The sequence below is a fragment of the Rhodococcus sp. T9N genome, from assembly GCF_024436645.1.
Taxonomy (GTDB): domain Bacteria; phylum Actinomycetota; class Actinomycetes; order Mycobacteriales; family Mycobacteriaceae; genus Rhodococcus_F; species Rhodococcus_F qingshengii.
On the sequence record NZ_JAMSKS010000001.1, the window covers coordinates 106,184 to 121,524 of the forward strand.

16 protein-coding genes are annotated in these 15,341 nt (G+C 61.6%); 4 read left to right on the top strand and 12 right to left on the bottom strand.

Going from position 1 to position 15,341, the window contains the following annotated elements; genetic code table 11:
- Nucleotides 1–41: 41 nt before the first annotated feature.
- From M1L53_RS00560 to M1L53_RS00580, 5 genes are read right to left on the bottom strand one after another with little or no spacing between them, the layout of a single operon-like run.
- Nucleotides 42–1,076, bottom strand: coding sequence for a phosphotransferase family protein (locus tag M1L53_RS00560; RefSeq protein WP_039973187.1), 1,035 nt, complete (start codon nucleotides 1,074–1,076; stop codon nucleotides 42–44).
- Entirely contained in the window at nucleotides 1,069–1,851 is a 783-nt protein-coding gene (locus M1L53_RS00565) for an SDR family oxidoreductase (RefSeq protein WP_007730827.1), read from the bottom strand. The genes M1L53_RS00560 and M1L53_RS00565 overlap by 8 nt, the downstream gene beginning before the upstream one ends.
- A 1-nt stretch (nucleotide 1,852) precedes the next feature.
- On the bottom strand, nucleotides 1,853–3,073 hold the full coding sequence (locus tag M1L53_RS00570; RefSeq protein ID WP_019745701.1) for an acyl-CoA dehydrogenase family protein: 1,221 nt from the start codon (nucleotides 3,071–3,073) through the stop codon (nucleotides 1,853–1,855).
- Complete coding sequence (locus tag M1L53_RS00575) at nucleotides 3,060–3,863, bottom strand: enoyl-CoA hydratase-related protein (protein WP_054187500.1); 804 nt, start codon at nucleotides 3,861–3,863, stop codon at nucleotides 3,060–3,062. The genes M1L53_RS00570 and M1L53_RS00575 overlap by 14 nt, the downstream gene beginning before the upstream one ends.
- On the bottom strand, nucleotides 3,860–4,681 hold the full coding sequence (locus tag M1L53_RS00580; protein ID WP_054187501.1) for an SDR family oxidoreductase: 822 nt from the start codon (nucleotides 4,679–4,681) through the stop codon (nucleotides 3,860–3,862). Before M1L53_RS00580 ends, M1L53_RS00575 begins: the two co-directional genes overlap by 4 nt.
- A gap of 157 nt (nucleotides 4,682–4,838) precedes the next feature.
- Between M1L53_RS00580 and M1L53_RS00585 the strand changes: the two genes are divergently transcribed.
- The gene (locus M1L53_RS00585) at nucleotides 4,839–5,315 is read left to right on the top strand and encodes a MaoC family dehydratase (RefSeq protein WP_003942878.1); all 477 of its coding nucleotides are present in this window, start codon (nucleotides 4,839–4,841) and stop codon (nucleotides 5,313–5,315) included.
- A 73-nt stretch (nucleotides 5,316–5,388) separates the two neighbouring features.
- On the opposite strand, the gene M1L53_RS00590 is transcribed toward M1L53_RS00585, so the two are convergent.
- Nucleotides 5,389–6,069, bottom strand: a complete 681-nt coding sequence (locus M1L53_RS00590) for a TetR/AcrR family transcriptional regulator (RefSeq protein ID WP_054187502.1) — start codon at nucleotides 6,067–6,069, stop codon at nucleotides 5,389–5,391.
- Between the two features lie 137 nt (nucleotides 6,070–6,206).
- Here M1L53_RS00590 and M1L53_RS00595 point away from each other — a divergent pair, with 137 nt between their 5' ends.
- Nucleotides 6,207–7,709: an AMP-binding protein gene (locus tag M1L53_RS00595; RefSeq protein WP_054187503.1), complete on the top strand. Its 1,503-nt coding sequence runs from the start codon at nucleotides 6,207–6,209 to the stop codon at nucleotides 7,707–7,709.
- A 74-nt stretch (nucleotides 7,710–7,783) separates the two neighbouring features.
- Here the strand turns inward: M1L53_RS00595 and M1L53_RS00600 are convergent, their stop codons facing one another.
- From M1L53_RS00600 to M1L53_RS00625, 6 genes are all read right to left on the bottom strand, one after another.
- Nucleotides 7,784–8,071, bottom strand: coding sequence for a putative quinol monooxygenase (locus M1L53_RS00600; protein WP_007730819.1), 288 nt, complete (start codon nucleotides 8,069–8,071; stop codon nucleotides 7,784–7,786).
- A 55-nt stretch (nucleotides 8,072–8,126) separates the two neighbouring features.
- Nucleotides 8,127–8,759 carry an HAD family phosphatase gene (locus tag M1L53_RS00605; RefSeq protein WP_042446307.1) on the bottom strand — a complete coding sequence of 211 codons (633 nt, stop codon included), beginning with the start codon at nucleotides 8,757–8,759 and terminating at the stop codon, nucleotides 8,127–8,129.
- A gap of 38 nt (nucleotides 8,760–8,797) precedes the next feature.
- Nucleotides 8,798–9,472 carry a TetR/AcrR family transcriptional regulator gene (locus M1L53_RS00610; RefSeq protein WP_054187504.1) on the bottom strand — a complete coding sequence of 225 codons (675 nt, stop codon included), beginning with the start codon at nucleotides 9,470–9,472 and terminating at the stop codon, nucleotides 8,798–8,800.
- A 68-nt stretch (nucleotides 9,473–9,540) separates the two neighbouring features.
- Entirely contained in the window at nucleotides 9,541–10,932 is a 1,392-nt protein-coding gene (locus tag M1L53_RS00615) for an MFS transporter (protein WP_030536042.1), read from the bottom strand.
- 250 nt (nucleotides 10,933–11,182) lie between these two features.
- A complete protein-coding gene (locus M1L53_RS00620; RefSeq protein WP_054187505.1) occupies nucleotides 11,183–12,838 on the bottom strand; it encodes an AMP-binding protein in 1,656 nt (551 codons plus the stop codon).
- 3 nt (nucleotides 12,839–12,841) lie between these two features.
- Nucleotides 12,842–13,813, bottom strand: coding sequence for a phosphotriesterase (locus M1L53_RS00625; protein WP_003943005.1), 972 nt, complete (start codon nucleotides 13,811–13,813; stop codon nucleotides 12,842–12,844).
- A gap of 157 nt (nucleotides 13,814–13,970) precedes the next feature.
- Between M1L53_RS00625 and M1L53_RS00630 the strand changes: the two genes are divergently transcribed.
- Together M1L53_RS00630 and M1L53_RS00635 are read left to right on the top strand one after the other, a co-directional pair.
- A complete protein-coding gene (locus M1L53_RS00630) occupies nucleotides 13,971–14,531 on the top strand; it encodes a QsdR family transcriptional regulator (RefSeq protein WP_003943195.1) in 561 nt (186 codons plus the stop codon).
- Nucleotides 14,532–14,633: 102 nt separating this feature from the next.
- Nucleotides 14,634–15,338 carry a FadR/GntR family transcriptional regulator gene (locus M1L53_RS00635; RefSeq protein WP_003943086.1) on the top strand — a complete coding sequence of 235 codons (705 nt, stop codon included), beginning with the start codon at nucleotides 14,634–14,636 and terminating at the stop codon, nucleotides 15,336–15,338.
- Nucleotides 15,339–15,341 lie beyond the last annotated feature (3 nt).

Genomic DNA, 15,341 nt, shown 5'->3' on the forward strand with positions numbered 1-15,341 from the left:
CCTCCATACTTTCGTGATTCGACGGACACCGGACGATCTCGTCAGATCCCGGCCTGATCTGCAATTTCCCTGGCTTTGGCGACCAAGGCGTCAATACGTTCCACGGTGGGAGTTCCGCTCTCGGCGGCATTCTGCGGTTCGTCGCGGGCGCGACGCATCACGCCCTCGGCGATCACGGCAATCTTCCACAGTCCCAACGTGTGCCAGAACTTCAGCGCAGCAGGATCCCGTCCGGTGGCCTCGAGATAGATCCGGGAGATCTCCTCTCGCGAGGGGAATCCCGGGAGTGCCGACGCCGGGAAATCGCCGCCGGTATTCTCACCAGCCGCCGGCCAGTACGCCAACAAGCTTCCGACGTCCGCCAACGGATCACCGAGTGTGCACAGTTCCCAGTCGAGGGCCGCGACAACTTCGCCGTTGCTCGCCGAGGTGATCACATTGCGTAGGTGAAAGTCGCCGTGCACCAACGTGGTTTCAGTGTGATCCGGCTGGGCTGCAATCAGGCGTCGGGTGAGATCGTCGAGATCAGGGCATTCCCGCGTCTTCGACTGTTCCCATTGACCTCCCCAACGCTTCAACTGCCGTGCAGCGTAGGGCTTGTGGCTTGCCAGGTCGTCGAGACCGGCCTGCTCGAGGTCGACGGCGTGTATCTTCGCCAGCGTCTGAGCGAGCGAGATTCCGATTGCCCGGCGACGATCTTCCGACAACGCCTCCGCAAGAGGCATTCGGTCCACCACTTCGCCGTCCACGAATTCCATGAGGAGCAGCGGAACTTCGGTGACGGCAGGATCCTCGGTCAACCCGAATACTCGCGGCGAAGGCACGTCGGTGGATTCGAGAGCGCTCAGGATTCGAGCCTCACGCGCCACGTCGTGAGCCGAGGCCAGCAGATGCCCCAGCGGTGGGCGTCGTAGCACCCAGCGATTGCCGTCCTGATCGCGAACCAGGTACGTGAGATTCGACTGCCCCAAGCCGATTCGATCGAAGGACAACGGCCCGGAAAAGTCGATCCCCAGGCCTGCGATCCACCCGGTGACCGCTTCGGTATCGAGTCCCACTACTCCGACGCTAGCCACCGACGGACGCTCCCTGCCGGAACGGGAGTGCGTCACCCAACAACTGGCCACCGTCGATGGTCATGATCTCGCCGGTGATCCACTGGGCTGCATCCGAAACCAGGAAGGCAATGGCAGCGGCCACGTCCTCGGGTTCACCGATGCGTCCGAGAGCAGTCGACGCGGACACCGCTTCTTCGTGTTCTTTCCACAGAGCTTCGGCGAGTTTGGTTCTCACCACTCCCGGCGCAACGGCGTTGACACGAATCTTCGGTGACAACTCGAGCGCCAACTGCTTGGTGATGTGGATCAGAGCAGCCTTCGACGCGTTGTACGTACCGATTCCCGCCTCGAACGCCATGCCGCCGATCGAAGCGGTGTTGACCACGGAACCACCGTGCTCGCCCATCCAGGCCCGCGCTGCGAGTCCGGTCCACAGGACTGGAGCCCACACGTTGACGTCGAAAGTCTTGGCGAAGCGCGAGTGATCCTGGTTGATGATCGGCCCGAACGACGGGTTGGTGCCCGCGTTGTTCACCAAGATGTCGAGACTGCCGAAACGCTCGATCGTCTGCTCGACGCACTTGCGTGCAGCATCCTCGTCCGTCGCGTGAGCGCCGACGCCGATCGCGTTGCCGTTCACCTGCGCGGCAGCCGCATCTGCGGATTCCTGTGAGCGCGAAGTCAGTACGACGTTTCCGCCCGCCGCCGCAATCGCCTGCGCGGTCGCGAGGCCGATGCCCCGCGATGCGCCTGTGACGATTGCCGTCTTACCGGTGAGATCCAGTCCTGCCATGTCAGTTCGCCTTGACTTCGCGGTACTTGCGCAGTTCCTGCTTGGCGATGGCGCGCTTGTGCACCTCGTCCGGGCCGTCGGCCAGGCGAAGGGTGCGCATGTGGGCGTAAGCCATCGCGAGCGGGAAGTCGTCGGTGACGCCGCCACCGCCGTGAACCTGGATGGCGCGGTCGATGATCTTGAGCGCGATGTTCGGTGCCGCAACCTTGATGGCTGCGATCTCGGTGCGCGCTTCCTTGTTGCCCACCGTGTCCATCATGTGTGCCGCCTTGAGCGTGAGGAGTCGAACCATCTCGATGTCGATACGAGCCTCGGCGATCCAGTCCTGGATATTCGCGTTGTCACTGACGGGCTTTCCGAAGGTGATGCGGGTGGATGCGCGCTTGCACATCAGTTCCAGTGCGCGCTCGGCCATTCCGATTGCACGCATGCAGTGGTGGATGCGGCCGGGGCCGAGGCGGGCCTGGCTGATCGCGAATCCTTCACCCTCACCGGCGAGAATGTCCTTGGCCGGGACGCGCACGTCCTCGAAAGTGATCTCGCCGTGTCCTTCGCGGTCCTGGTAGCCGAAAACCGGCAGGTTGCGCAGGATCGTGACGCCGGGAGCATCGATCGGCACGACCATCATCGACTGCTGACGGTGGGTGGCGGCATTGAAGTCGGTCTTACCCATGACGATCAGAACCTTGCAGTTCTGGTGCAAGGCGTTGGAAGCGAACCACTTACGGCCGTTCAGCACGTACTCGTCGCCGTCACGGTCCATACGGAGCTGGATGTTGGTGGCGTCGGAGCTGGCAACCTCGGGCTCGGTCATCGCGAAAGCGGAACGAATTTCGCCTTCGAGAAGCGGCTTGAGGTACTTCTCCTTGTGCTCGTCGGTGCCGAAGAGCGTGAGCACCTCCATGTTTCCCGTGTCCGGAGCGGCGCAGTTGGTGGCCTCGGAGGCCAGGTGGCTGCGGCCCATGATCTCCGCGAGCGGTGCGTATTCCAGATTGGTCAGGCCGGGGCCCCATTCGGGATGGGGATGGAAGAGGTTCCACAGCCCGCGGGCCTTGGCTTCCTTCTTCAAGTCGTCGATGATCGGCGGCTGAAAGTGCGGGTTACCGGACTCACGCATCTGCTCTTCGTAGACCGCTTCGGCCGGGTAAACGTGCTTGTCCATGAAATCGAGCAGTTCGGCCTGGTACTTCTTGGTGCGATCCGAGAACTCAAACACTGACATGTGAACTCCTGACAGAGAGGGAAGGAAAATTGGGGGCTCGATGTTCGAGATGGCTGTTGACACCCTCGACGACATCCGGGCCGTGAAATGCGTTCAGCATCAGCGATTCCGCATGCCTGGCGGAATCAGTGAAGGTCGAGTGCGCGTCGGCACTCATCTGAGATTTGATGACGGAGAGGGACGTCGGCGAGCAGTTCGCCGCGATGTCCTCGGCGTAAGCAATCGCCGCATCCAGAACGTCACCGCCGGTGACCAGGTGGTCGACCAGACCGATGCGGTACGCCTCGTCGGCGTCCACCATCCGGCTGGAAAGCAGAAGATCGACTGCTCGACTGTGCCCGACCAAGCGGGGCAACATCCAGGAGATGCCGTACTCCGCAATCAGGCCTCGACGCGCGAACGCGGTAGTGAATCGTGTTGCGCTCGAACCGAAACGAACGTCGCAGTACAGAGCCTCGACCATTCCGAGCCCGGCAGCGACGCCGTTGACGGCGGCGATCAGCGGCTTGCGGATGGTGGTCGGGAAATGACGGTCTCGCGGCCGGACAAGATCACTTTCGGAGACTTCGCCGACGTTCTTCAAATTGCCGAGGTCAGCCCCCGAGCAGAATCCTCGGCCGGAGCCGGTGACAACAATTGCTCGGACACTGGGATCTTCGTCTGCCACGGCCAGAAAGTCGTAGTACTGATCTTCGAGCTCGTTGGTCCACGCGTTGAGAACGCGGGGCCGATTGAATGTCAGAACCAGCACCGCTCCTCTCTGCTCGGAGAGGACGAGTTCCTCGGTCATCGTGTTCCCGCGAGGAGCGACGCCTGGTACCGGCGCATCCCGCGCAGCCAACGGTCGTAGTCGGCGCCCTTCTGCCGGTACATGTCCAGCACGTTCTTGTGCGGAAGGATGAGAAATTCTTCGGCATCCACTGCCGCAAGAACGATTTCGGCGCATTCGGCAGGCTCGAGAACATTGCCTGCCGCAAGCACGGCTCCGGTTGCGGCCTTGCCGACCGGATCGCCGGAGTTCTCACCTTCGTAGAGAAGCTTGGTGTTGACGCCCATCGGGCACAGGCAACTGACGCGAACACCCTGATCTCCGTAGGTGATCGAGAGCCACTCGGCAAACGCGACCGCGGCATGTTTGGTCACCGAGTACGCGGCGGACCCGACCTGACTGAGCAAGCCGGCCGCAGAGGCCGTGCTGATGAAGTAGCCCTCCCCGCGCTCCGTCCAGCCGGGGACGAGGAGCCTGGCAGCGCGAATGTGGGCGCGAACGTTGACGTCGATCGTCGTGTCCCAGACGTCTTCACTGATGTCGAGGCCCATGCCACCGGTAACGCCGGCATTGGCGAAGTAGAGGTCGACCGGGCCGAATTCCTTTTCCGCCTGCGCGATCAGGCCCGCAATGACCGCCTCGTCGGAGACGTCGCCACCGGCAGACACGGCCGCTCCGGGACGCTCCGCGTTGATCGCCTCTGCTACTGCCGAAGCTGCTGCCCCGTCCAGGTCAGCCACTACGACGCGAGCCCCCTCGGCAGCCAGTCGCTCGGCCAGTGCACCGCCGATTCCCCCGCCGCCACCGGTGACAATTGCTACCTTCTGGGCAACCTTCATGAGCGATTCCTCTCGCTTGCGTCATACCTACGCGCTGACAGTGATCCACGTCTCCCCTCATGTATAGTTGAATCCGGCGTCAGTTTCAACCGTCGAATCGCGACGGTCACCCGAACGGCCCGTTCCGTCCTCCTGAACTGCGAGTAAAGGGATAACGATGACTGAAAACCAATTGCCCGTCCGCCCGTCCACCTTCGCCGAGCTCGAGAAGCTCATCGGCCAGGAACTTGGCCCGACGGAGTGGTACGACATCACCCAGGAGCGCATCAACGCGTTCGCCGAAGCCACAAACGATCATCAGTGGATTCATGTCGACCCGGAACGAGCCGCATCGAGCCCGCTCGGCAGCACGATCGCGCACGGACTCTTCAGCCTCTCACTGGGACCCCAGTTCTCCTACCAACTCATCCACTTCGACGGCTTCGCCCACAGCCTCAATTACGGCTACGACAAGGTTCGCTTCCCCGCTCCCGTTCCCGTGGGATCCCGGGTCCGGATGCGCGCAACCGTCGTGTCCGCGGAGCAGTTGCCCGGCGGAATCCAAGTGAAGATGAGCCAGGTGGTCGAGCGCGAGGGTTCCGACAAGCCCGTCGTGGTCGCCGAATCCGTCGCTCGCGTCGTCGAAAAGAGCTGAACCGAAAAGAGCTGAACCGAGACTGGGACGCCCGGCCGCTCGAACATCGATGCAGCCGGGGCGGCCCACCTCGTCAGAGACGGTCGGGGAACTTCAGAGCGTTCGCCCACAGATCGGTCACAGTGGCGACAATCTGATCGAACTCCGGTGAACGCCCGTCCACCTCACCCTCACGAAGGGTGAACAGACTGTAGGCGAGTCGACTCACCATGCCGGACAGAGCAATCGACGCCGTCATCGGATCCAGCGCCGTGTCCGCGATGCCGCGGGACTGCAGATCTGCGATCCCGCGGGCATTACGGCGTATGAACGCATTGGCACGCTCGCTGCGGAACTTCCGGAACTCCGGGTCGATGTGAGCAACCTGCTCCATGAGCCCCATCAACTTCGCATTGCGTTGATACGCGGCCAGATACGCTCGATTACTTGCCTCGAGCACGGCGTACGGATCGTCCGCGCTCGCAACGCGTCCCATGCCCGGGTGCATCATGTCGTCTCGCGCGACCTCGAGGACGGCGGCGAACACCTCTTCCTTGTTCGCGAAGTACGTGTAGAACGATCCCGTCGCGCAACCGGCTTCTTTTGCGATGTCGATCAAACGTGCATCGAGATAGCCACTGCGCTCGAAAACCTTACGGGCAGCAGCAACCAATGCCGCACGCGTGCGTGTCCCCCGCTCGGTGGTCGGTCGATCCCGGAGCAGCGCGGGCGGAGCCACCGGTAAGGCGGCAATTCGCGATTCGTCGTCGAGCACGGTGCGCTCCTCATCCTTCCGATCAACATCATTTTCGGGACAATCCCAGCAGACTCGATGTTGACGCCGGATTCAAGTGTACGCTCTGGTGAGACCCAGGACACACAATCGGTCGATTCCTCCCGAAAGGCAGAACCATGGTTAGCGTTCTCGACCCGGTGACCCGTCACGCGGAAGCCACTCCGGAAAATATTGCAATTCGCGGCACGGATAGTCATTGGACATACCGACAGCTTCACGACGCGTCTCTGGCGTTTGCCGGCCGCATTCGCGACGAAGGGTTGAGCATCGGCGACCGGGTTCTGCTCGCGGCGCCGTCGGTGCCTGAATTCATCGTGGCGTACATGGGGATTCAGGCTGCAGGTTGTGTCGTGGTGCCCATCAACACGATGTCGGCGCAACCCGAAGTCGAGTACGTACTGGACGACGCCGAGATTTCGCTGGCGATCGCCTGGCACCAGCTCGGTCCCGCAGTTCAGGATGCAGGGAGTGCGCGCGGCGTCCCGGTGTGGACGCTCACCGAAGAATCGGCGAAGGCCGACCATCCACCGGCAACGGTGGTCGACCGCGACGCAGCGGACACCACGGCGATTCTCTACACCTCCGGTACCACCGGACGTCCGAAGGGCGCTCAGCTGACAGTCGGGAATCTGTTGTCTGCCGGTGAGATCGGCGCCGAGAGCAGCCGCGGAAATCCCTCGGACCGCACCGGTACCGGGCTGCCGCTCTTTCACATCTTCGGCCAGGGTTCGGTCATGATGGCAACCTTCACCGGCGGCGGATCGCTGTCCCTGCTCGCCCGGTTCGACCCGGCCGCCATGCTCGATCTGGTGCGTCTGGACAAGCTCACCATCATGGCCGGCGTCCCCACCATGTGGAATGCCATGCTGCACGCCGCAGCCGACGTGGACAGCTCCGACTTCGAACAACTGCGGATCGCAATCTCCGGTGGCGCATCACTTCCCGGTGAAGTCGCTCGCGCCTTCGAAGCACGGTTCAACTGCACAATCCTCGAGGGCTACGGCCTGACCGAGACGAGCGCATTCGGAACTTTCAACAGCATCGACCGCGTCGCAAAGATCGGATACACCGGCCGCGCCGTACCGCGCACCGAGGTCGAGGTCCGTGATCACGACGGAAATGTCTGCCAGGCAGGCACAGTGGGCGAGGTATTCATCAAAGGACCGACGGTCATGAAGGGCTACTGGAAGCGCCCGGCAGACACGGCCGCCGTCCTGTCCGACGACGGATGGTTCCGCACCGGAGACCTCGGCGAGACCGACGCCGACGGTGACCTTCGCATCGTCGACCGCGTCAAGGACCTCATCATCCGCGGTGGATACAACGTCTATCCAGGCGAGGTCGAAGAGGTGCTCTACCAGCACCCCGACATCCTCGAGGCCGCGGTGATCGGTATACCCGACGACTACTACGGCGAGGAGGTTGCGGCGGTGGTGGCCGTTCGCCCAGGCTCCGACCTCGAAGCAGATGACGTCACCTCGTGGGCTCGGGAACGTCTGTCCGCCTACAAGATTCCGCGGGTGGTCCAGTTCATCGACGCGCTCCCGAAGGGTTCGACGGGAAAGATCCTCAAGCGATCGATCGACCGCACCGAACTCCTCGCCCAGAAGCAGAACTGAAAACACAGGTGAACCCCGGCGAGATTTCGCCGGGGTTCACCTGTCCATGCGCTCAGAGTGCCCTGTCCATGCGCTCAGAGTGCGTCGAAGTACTCGATCTGCGGGGCGCCTGCGAGGAAGGGCGCCATCGCCTTTCCCGCGGCCTGGAAATGCTCGGACGATCCATGGGCCTTGATCGCAGCACTGTCTTGATACAGCTCCATGAACTTGTACGAATTCGTATCCGTCTTCGAGCGGATCAGTTGATACAGAACCGTTCCGGGCTCTTCCGTGCGCACCTTCTCGGCAAGTTCGGCGACTACGGCTTCGAACTGTTCGCCGCTTCCGTCTTTGACGGTGATATCCGCGATGACAGCAATCATTCATTCCTCCAAAAGTGTTCCAGCAGTATTCGAGTGTTACCGAGAACCTACAGTTTCACTGCATGGGCAGTAGTCCGAACGTCGATTCCAACTGACTGCGAGTGCTTTCCGCATCGGTGTGGAGAATGCCGGCGATCCCCAATCGTGCCGCGCCGTCGAGGTTCTGTTGCAGGTCGTCGATCATCACGGCGCCTTCGGGCGCTACACCCAGCCGCTCACACGCGATGGTGTAGATCTGACGAGAGGGCTTACGAATCCCTACTTCCGAGGAGATCACCACTTCGTCGGCGAGGTCCTCGAGCACAAAACCCGCGTAGCAATCACGCCCGAAAGCATTGGACACGAGCGCAACAGGGTGACCCGCCGCTCGGACGTCCGCAATCAGTCGCACCATCTCTTCGTCTCGGACAAGCCCGGCCTGCATACGGTCGACCAATCCTTCGCTGTCCACGACGGCGCCGTGCGCTCGTAGCCGTTCCCCGAATCCTGCTTCGAAGGCCTCCTGGTCGATCTTTCCGGATTCGTGATCGGAGAGCAGTTTCTTCGAGACGTCGTCGCGGGAGAGCAGGGTCAACGGAAGTCGTGGGTCGCCCCCAAGCGAGGCCCCGAAATCTTCGAAGGCCCGCAGCACACTGGAGGTGAGAACTCCACCGAAATCGACGAGCACTGCCGTACGCGTGGGTGTCATTGCTCCATCAGACACCAAACATGAACCCGGCGTCAACATCAATTTTGGCGTAGCGAGAATTGCAAAGTGTTGATCCACAACCGGTTGACCGTATCGAGCAGACCATCGAAGGTCACTCCGGCGGCGCCGTCCTCGCCGCCGCGGGATACGAAGTACCCGAACGCAAGTCGACTGATCATCCCGGAGAGTGCCCGAGACGTCAGTAGCGGATCCAGATTCGCGTCCGCCAGTCCGGCCTTCTGCAGCTTCTCGATACTGCGCGCGTTGCGTCGAACAAACGCGTCAGCACGCTCGAGGCGGAGAACCCGGAACTCCGGATCGATGCTTGCTACCTGCTCGAGCAGTCCCATCAGCTTCGCGTTCCGTCGGTATGCCTCGAGGTACGCGCGGTTACTCGCCGCGATGACCTCAGCAGGATCCGCGCCTTTCGGAGTGTGCGGCATACCCGGATGCATCATGTCTTCGCGCGCCAACTCCATCACTGCCGCGAAGATCTCTTCCTTGCTCGCGAAGTAGGTGTAGAAAGTACCGGCCGAGCACTGCGCCTCCACAGTGATGTCGATCAGCCGCGAGTCCAGATAGCCGGACCGTTCGAAAACGGTGCGGGCCGCATCGATCAACGCTCGACGCGTACGCAAGCCACGCTGAGTGGAGGGGAGTTCCCGTGACGCTGTCGACGAAGCATCTTCGGAGCCTGTGCGTGCTGCAGCCATGCTCCAGTTATACGTCAGACGCCCGCTACCGGTGACCGATAGCGGGCGTCTGCTCGAAACCGAAAGAGTTACTTGGCGTACAGGTGCGCGCCCGGAATTGCGTTCGGATCATCCCGAACTTCCTTCGGGTTGGTCTCTTTCAGCACCCAGGCACTGAAGAAGGTCACCAGACCCATGAGGGCTACGAACACGGCAACCCATGTAGTGGTCCCGGTCTTCGCGATGAGTGCCGTCATGATGAACGGAGTACCACCGCTGACCGTGATCGCCGCCAGCTGGTACGCCAACGATGCTGCCGAGTAACGCACGTTGGGCGCGAACAGCTCACCCATGTACGCAGCGATCGGCCCGTAGGTCATCGACTGGAACACGCTGCCGACTGTCACCGCGATGAAGAACAGCGGCAGGGACTTGGTGTTGATCAACCAGAAGTACGGGAATGCCCAGACCACGATCGCCGCGGCGCCGATCAGGATCATCGGACGACGACCGATCTTGTCGGACATCTTCCCGGACCACAGCACCACGCCGACTGTCAGCAACGCGCTCAGGAGCGAGATGATGAGCAGTGAGTTCCGCTTCAACCCCAGTTCGGTTGTGCCGTAGCTGAGCACGCCGGCGATGCTGATGTAGAACAGTGCATTGGTGGCGGCCAGAAGTCCGCAACCGAGCAGAATCTTGCGCCAGTGATCCTTGAGCGCCTGCGCCAGTGGAGCCTGAACGACGACGTCCTTTTGGTTCTTCTTGGCGTCTTCCTGCAACTCGAGGAATTCCGGCGTGTCCTCGACCTTCGTCTGGATGTACAGAACCACAGGGAAGAGCAGCGCGCTGGCGAAGAACGGAACTCGCCAACCCCAGCTCAGGAATGCATCATTGGAAATGGTCGCGGTCGCAACGAGGAAGACCAGGTTGCCCAGCACTACACCGAACGAGACACCCATCTGACCGAAAGTGCCTGAGAATCCGCGCTTCTTGGGACTCGCGGATTCGGTGAGGAGAAGGACGATTCCGCCCCACTGGCCACCGCAGGCGAGACCTTGGATGAATCGCAGTGTCACCAGAAGAATCGGAGCGACGACGCCGATTGCCGACGCACTCGGGATCGCGCCGATCAGGAACGTCGCGACGGCCATCAGCAACAGGCAGGTGACGACAGCGGGCTTACGCCCATACTTGTCGCCGAAGTGTCCGGCGACCAAACCGCCGATGGGGCGGGCAACGAAGCCGGCCCAGAACGTACTGAACGAGAGCAATGTGCCCATCAGTGCGGATGAATCGGGGAAGAACACATGCGGAAAGACCAGTGCCGCAGCCGTTCCGTACAAGAAGAAGTCGTACCACTCGATGGAACTGCCGAGCAGTCCCGCGCCTAGAAGTTTGCGGTGCGCCTTCTTCTTCTTCCGTTCCTGATCGGACAGGCCCCCTGCCTGCGTGCTCGAATCCACTGCCGATCTCGTCATGGGTTACTCCTCGATGGGTCGGACGCTCGTCGCGCCGGGAGTTGAGAAGCGGAGCCGGGCCAGAAGTAGAAACTGACACCAACTTCAACTCTGTGGCGTTGCGATCAGTCTGCGATACAAAAAGAGTGATGTCAATCACTGAAATGCATTGCCGCATAGGGGACTAAATCCCCTACCGATGCTCGTCAGCCACCACGACGAATGGCCGGCTCACCTTGTCGGCGGCCGGCAATTCGTTGGTCAGGTAGATCTAGTTCGGTACCCGCAGTTCACGACGAAGAATCTTGCCGCTCACTGTTTTCGGCAGGTCATTCATGACCTCGACGATGCGTGGATACTTGTATGCTGCAAGCCTTTCCTTGCAGAACTCGACCAGATCCTCGGTGGTCGCCTCGGCACCGTCCTTGAAGGACACGAAGGCCTTCACGGTTTCGCCGCGATACGGATCCATGACACCGACGACAGCAGCCTCTCGTACGGCAGGGTGTTCGTAGAGAACATCTTCCACTTCGCGTGGCCACACTTTGAAGCCCGAGGCATTTATCTGATCCTTCATCCGGTCGACGATGTAAAACCAACCGTCGCCGTCCATGAATCCGATGTCGCCGGTGTGAAAACGCCCGTCCGGCATGGCATGTGCGGTCTCGTCCGGCTTGTTCCAGTATCCGAGTGCAACCTGGGGACCGGAGACCACGATCTCGCCGTACTCCCCGACCTGTACCGGCTTGTCGTTCTCGTCCACCACCTCGGCGTACGTATTCGATACCGGTACGCCGACAGCAACGGCCCCCGACGCCGGATCTACCGGCGCTTCACGCGAATTCGGCACCACGATTGCCGGGCTGTTCGTCTCGGTCAGCCCGTAGCCGTTGTGAATGTAGTGACCGAACTTCGCCCGGAACGCTTCCAACGCCGCGTGCGGGATCGGCGCGCCACCTGAATACACCGACTCGAGAGAGCTCAAAGATTCCTTCGAGACTGCGGCGCTGTCCGTCCACGCGATGAATACCGTGATCGCTCCGATGATCGCGGTAGCCCGATGCTCCGAAATTGACTCCGCTGCAACGATGGGATGGAATCGGCAGGTCAGAATCGTGGGCGCGCCGGCCAGGAGTGGAGCCGCGACGTGCCCGATCAACCCGGTGATATGGAACAGTGGCGCCACCGCGAACATCGCGCCGCCGGGGCGCAACCCCAGCCAGTCCCGATAGATCTGCGCTGCGAACACGACATTTGCGTGCGAGTTCATCGACCCCTTCGGCGGGCCGGTTGTCCCTGACGTATAGGGAAGGTAGGCAAGGTCTTCCGGGGACAGATCGACCTTCTCGGGCTTCTGCCCTCGATGAGCCTCGATCAATTCCAGTAGATCCGGAAATCCATCGTGCCGAATCCTGGACGCCGAACCGAAGATCCGTTCATCGTCGCGCGACTGAAAATCCCGTTCCGACGTAGTGATGACCCGTCGCACTTCGGTGCCCTCGGACGCAGTCGCCACGGTCTCGGCCGAGGACTCGAGACAGATGACTGCTACCGCTCCGCTGTCGGCCAGTACGGTGGACAGCTCACGGTCGCGGTACATCGGATTGACCGGAACGACGACGGCACCGAGCTTCCAGACCGCGACTGTCGCGATCACGAACTGCGGAACATTCTGCAGGACAAAGGAAACTCTGTCTGCGAACCCGATTCCATCCTTGGCGAGGGCTACGGCAAGCGCATCCGACATCTCGTCGAGCTCGGCAAAGCTGACGGTCCTGTCGAAGTACCTGATGATCGGGGCGGTGCGATCGCGCTCCAGCGAAGCACGGAACATCGCGAGGGCGTCGACGTGCTCGATGTCTACGTTCGGCGGAGTGTCGGCGTCGTAATTGGCGAGCCAGGGCTTGCTCTCGTACACGTTGGTCATATCTCAGCTCTCGAAGTACCGACGTGGGTTGTCCACCAGCATCGCCTTGACCTGGTCTTCGGTGACACCACGTTCGAGCAGCGCCGGAATGACATCATCACTGATGTGGGTGTAGTTCCAGTTCGGAAGTGCCACTTCTCTTGCCGCGCTGGGGAAGTAGTCGATGAAACACGACGCGTCATGCGCCAGAACCATCTTCTCCGCGTAACCGCGACGGGCCATCTCCACCACGGTGTTGACACGATCCTCGAACGACAGGAACGGTTCGAGACCGAAACGGTCCATCCCCAATAGCGAACCGGCATCGGCCAGCGCACACAAGTAGTCGAGATCGGTGGTGTCGCCGGAGTGACCGATGACCACCTTGGTCAGATCCGCACCCTCTTCGGCCAGAACCTTCTGCGCGACCAGCCCGGATTCAGTGTGCGGATTGGTGTGCACGGTGATCGGCACTCCCGTTTCCACCTGCGACTGTCCGACCGCGCGCATGACCCGCTCGACGCCGGGGGTAAGGCCCGGCTCCTCGATGGCGCACTTCAGGAAGGAGGCTCGGACACCGGTTCCGGCGATTCCTTCCCTGATGTCCTTGACGAACAGTTCGACCATCGGCTCGGGGCCGTCGAACAGCAATCCCGGTCCGGTGTAATGGAATTGGAAGGGAATGTCGTTGTAGGTGTAGATGCCGGTAGCAACGATGATGTTGAGATCGACCTGCTCGTTGATCCGGACGATGCGCGGAATGTACCGGCCGAGGCCGATCACCGTGGGATCGACGATCGTGCTGATTCCGCGGGACTTCACCTCGGTCAGCTTTGCCACCGCGTCCGCTACCCGTACTTCCTCGTCCCAGGGTTCGGGGTAGTCGGGGTAGTTCTGGCGCAACTCCTCACCCAGAACGAAGACATGCTCGTGCATCAACACCTTTCCCAGATCGGCTGTATCCACCGGCCCACGAACGGTTTGTACTGAACTCATCGATCGAACCCCTGACTGTGATCGCCATCACTAACATGAGACAATGAGCTAGTGTGTCTCACGTGGCCAGGTTCGTCAATAGGCTCGATCCCCCGAGGCTCACCATTTTTCAACGGCCGAAATTGTGCAGTACCGGACAACCGGAGAGAATGTCCCGATGCCTACCGACCTCGAACGCCGACGCGCGATCGACACCGCCGCGAGCATGTACCTCGCGGAGGAACCACTCGACATGTCACTGCTCGCCGAACGTCTCGGCGTAGGCCGCGCGACGCTGTACCGCTGGGTCGGCAACCGCGACGAACTGCTCGGAACAGTGCTGGCCGAGGCCACCGAACGGACATACCGAAAGGCGATGTCACAGGCGTCGGGGCAAGGTCCGGAGTACATTCTCGACGTCTTCGGCCGCGTTATGCGATCGGTGGAATCGTCGACAGAACTGCGCGCGCTGACCAAACGCGAACCGATGGTGTTCATCAAACTCGCGATGATGCCCGGCTCCATCGAATCGATCTCCGCCTCCATCACCGCCGAAATCTTGCAGTCCCAGGTCGACGCCGGCCAACTGACGATCACGCTCTCGCCGCAAGTGCTGGGCGAAGCCCTCGTTCGCATCTGCGACGTACACCTCTACGCCCCCCTGCTCGGCCGAGAAAAGGCCGAGATCGAGACTGCCCTCGACCTGATCGCACTGCTCCTCGGCGTCACCCGCAACTGACACGCTTCGACCGCGTGAACACTACGGCGACACACCGGCCACCCGAGTCCTCAGACGTCTGATGAGTTGTTACTCTTTCGGTACCCACCCGAGAGGCGAGCCGTGTCCGACGACCACACAGGATTCACACTTCGCAGTGGTCCGCTGGTACCGCAACTCGAACAGTTGCTGCGCGGGCGAATCATGCATGGAACGTGGGCGCCGTCCGAGCGCATACCGAGCGAGGCGGCCCTCGCCGTCGAACTCGGCGTCGGGCGTTCCTCGATTCGCGAGGCAATCCGCCTCCTCGCTCGCGACGGACTACTCGAAGTCCGACACGGCGTCGGAACCTTCGTGGCTGCCGCGTCCGAACTCGAGCACGTCGACGAATTCACCAAACTTCTTCGACGCTCGAGGATCCTCGAGGTCTTCGAAGTCCGTCGCGCACTCGAGATCGAGGCCGCCAGACTGGCCGCGGAGCGGGTACAACCCGAGGACCTCGACGGCCTGCGGCGTCGACTGACCATGCGACACAGTCATTTCGAGGGTGATGTCGAGAAGTTCGTCGACGTCGACCTCGACTTCCACACCGAAGTCGTTCGACTGTCGGGAAACGCAGTTCTGCTCTCGCTTTTCACGTCGGTGCGTCCACTCCTTCGTGAATCCCTCGTCGAGATGATGGCCCACGAGGCCGGCGTCCCCGACACCTCACATGCCCATGATCAGTTGGTCGAGGCCCTTCAAGACGCCGACCCAGAAGCCGCGGTAGCGGCAACTCGAGCAAACATCGACACCGTCCTACGACGACTGCGTGTGCTCGACGCCTAAGAG

What these genes read in the sequence shown, in the direction of transcription:
- M1L53_RS00570 (WP_019745701.1), bottom strand. Translation starts at nt 3,073, where the DNA reads ATGTCAGTGTTTGAGTTCTCGGATCGCACCAAGAAGTACCAGGCCGAA.
- M1L53_RS00585 (WP_003942878.1), top strand. Translation starts at nt 4,839, where the DNA reads ATGACTGAAAACCAATTGCCCGTCCGCCCGTCCACCTTCGCCGAGCTC.
- M1L53_RS00595 (WP_054187503.1), top strand. Translation starts at nt 6,207, where the DNA reads ATGGTTAGCGTTCTCGACCCGGTGACCCGTCACGCGGAAGCCACTCCG.
- M1L53_RS00575 (WP_054187500.1), bottom strand. Translation starts at nt 3,863, where the DNA reads ATGACCGAGGAACTCGTCCTCTCCGAGCAGAGAGGAGCGGTGCTGGTT.
- M1L53_RS00610 (WP_054187504.1), bottom strand. Translation starts at nt 9,472, where the DNA reads ATGGCTGCAGCACGCACAGGCTCCGAAGATGCTTCGTCGACAGCGTCA.
- M1L53_RS00615 (WP_030536042.1), bottom strand. Translation starts at nt 10,932, where the DNA reads ATGACGAGATCGGCAGTGGATTCGAGCACGCAGGCAGGGGGCCTGTCC.
- M1L53_RS00580 (WP_054187501.1), bottom strand. Translation starts at nt 4,681, where the DNA reads ATGAAGGTTGCCCAGAAGGTAGCAATTGTCACCGGTGGCGGCGGGGGA.
- M1L53_RS00565 (WP_007730827.1), bottom strand. Translation starts at nt 1,851, where the DNA reads ATGGCAGGACTGGATCTCACCGGTAAGACGGCAATCGTCACAGGCGCA.
- M1L53_RS00600 (WP_007730819.1), bottom strand. Translation starts at nt 8,071, where the DNA reads ATGATTGCTGTCATCGCGGATATCACCGTCAAAGACGGAAGCGGCGAA.
- M1L53_RS00620 (WP_054187505.1), bottom strand. Translation starts at nt 12,838, where the DNA reads ATGACCAACGTGTACGAGAGCAAGCCCTGGCTCGCCAATTACGACGCC.
- M1L53_RS00630 (WP_003943195.1), top strand. Translation starts at nt 13,971, where the DNA reads ATGCCTACCGACCTCGAACGCCGACGCGCGATCGACACCGCCGCGAGC.
- M1L53_RS00625 (WP_003943005.1), bottom strand. Translation starts at nt 13,813, where the DNA reads ATGAGTTCAGTACAAACCGTTCGTGGGCCGGTGGATACAGCCGATCTG.
- M1L53_RS00605 (WP_042446307.1), bottom strand. Translation starts at nt 8,759, where the DNA reads ATGACACCCACGCGTACGGCAGTGCTCGTCGATTTCGGTGGAGTTCTC.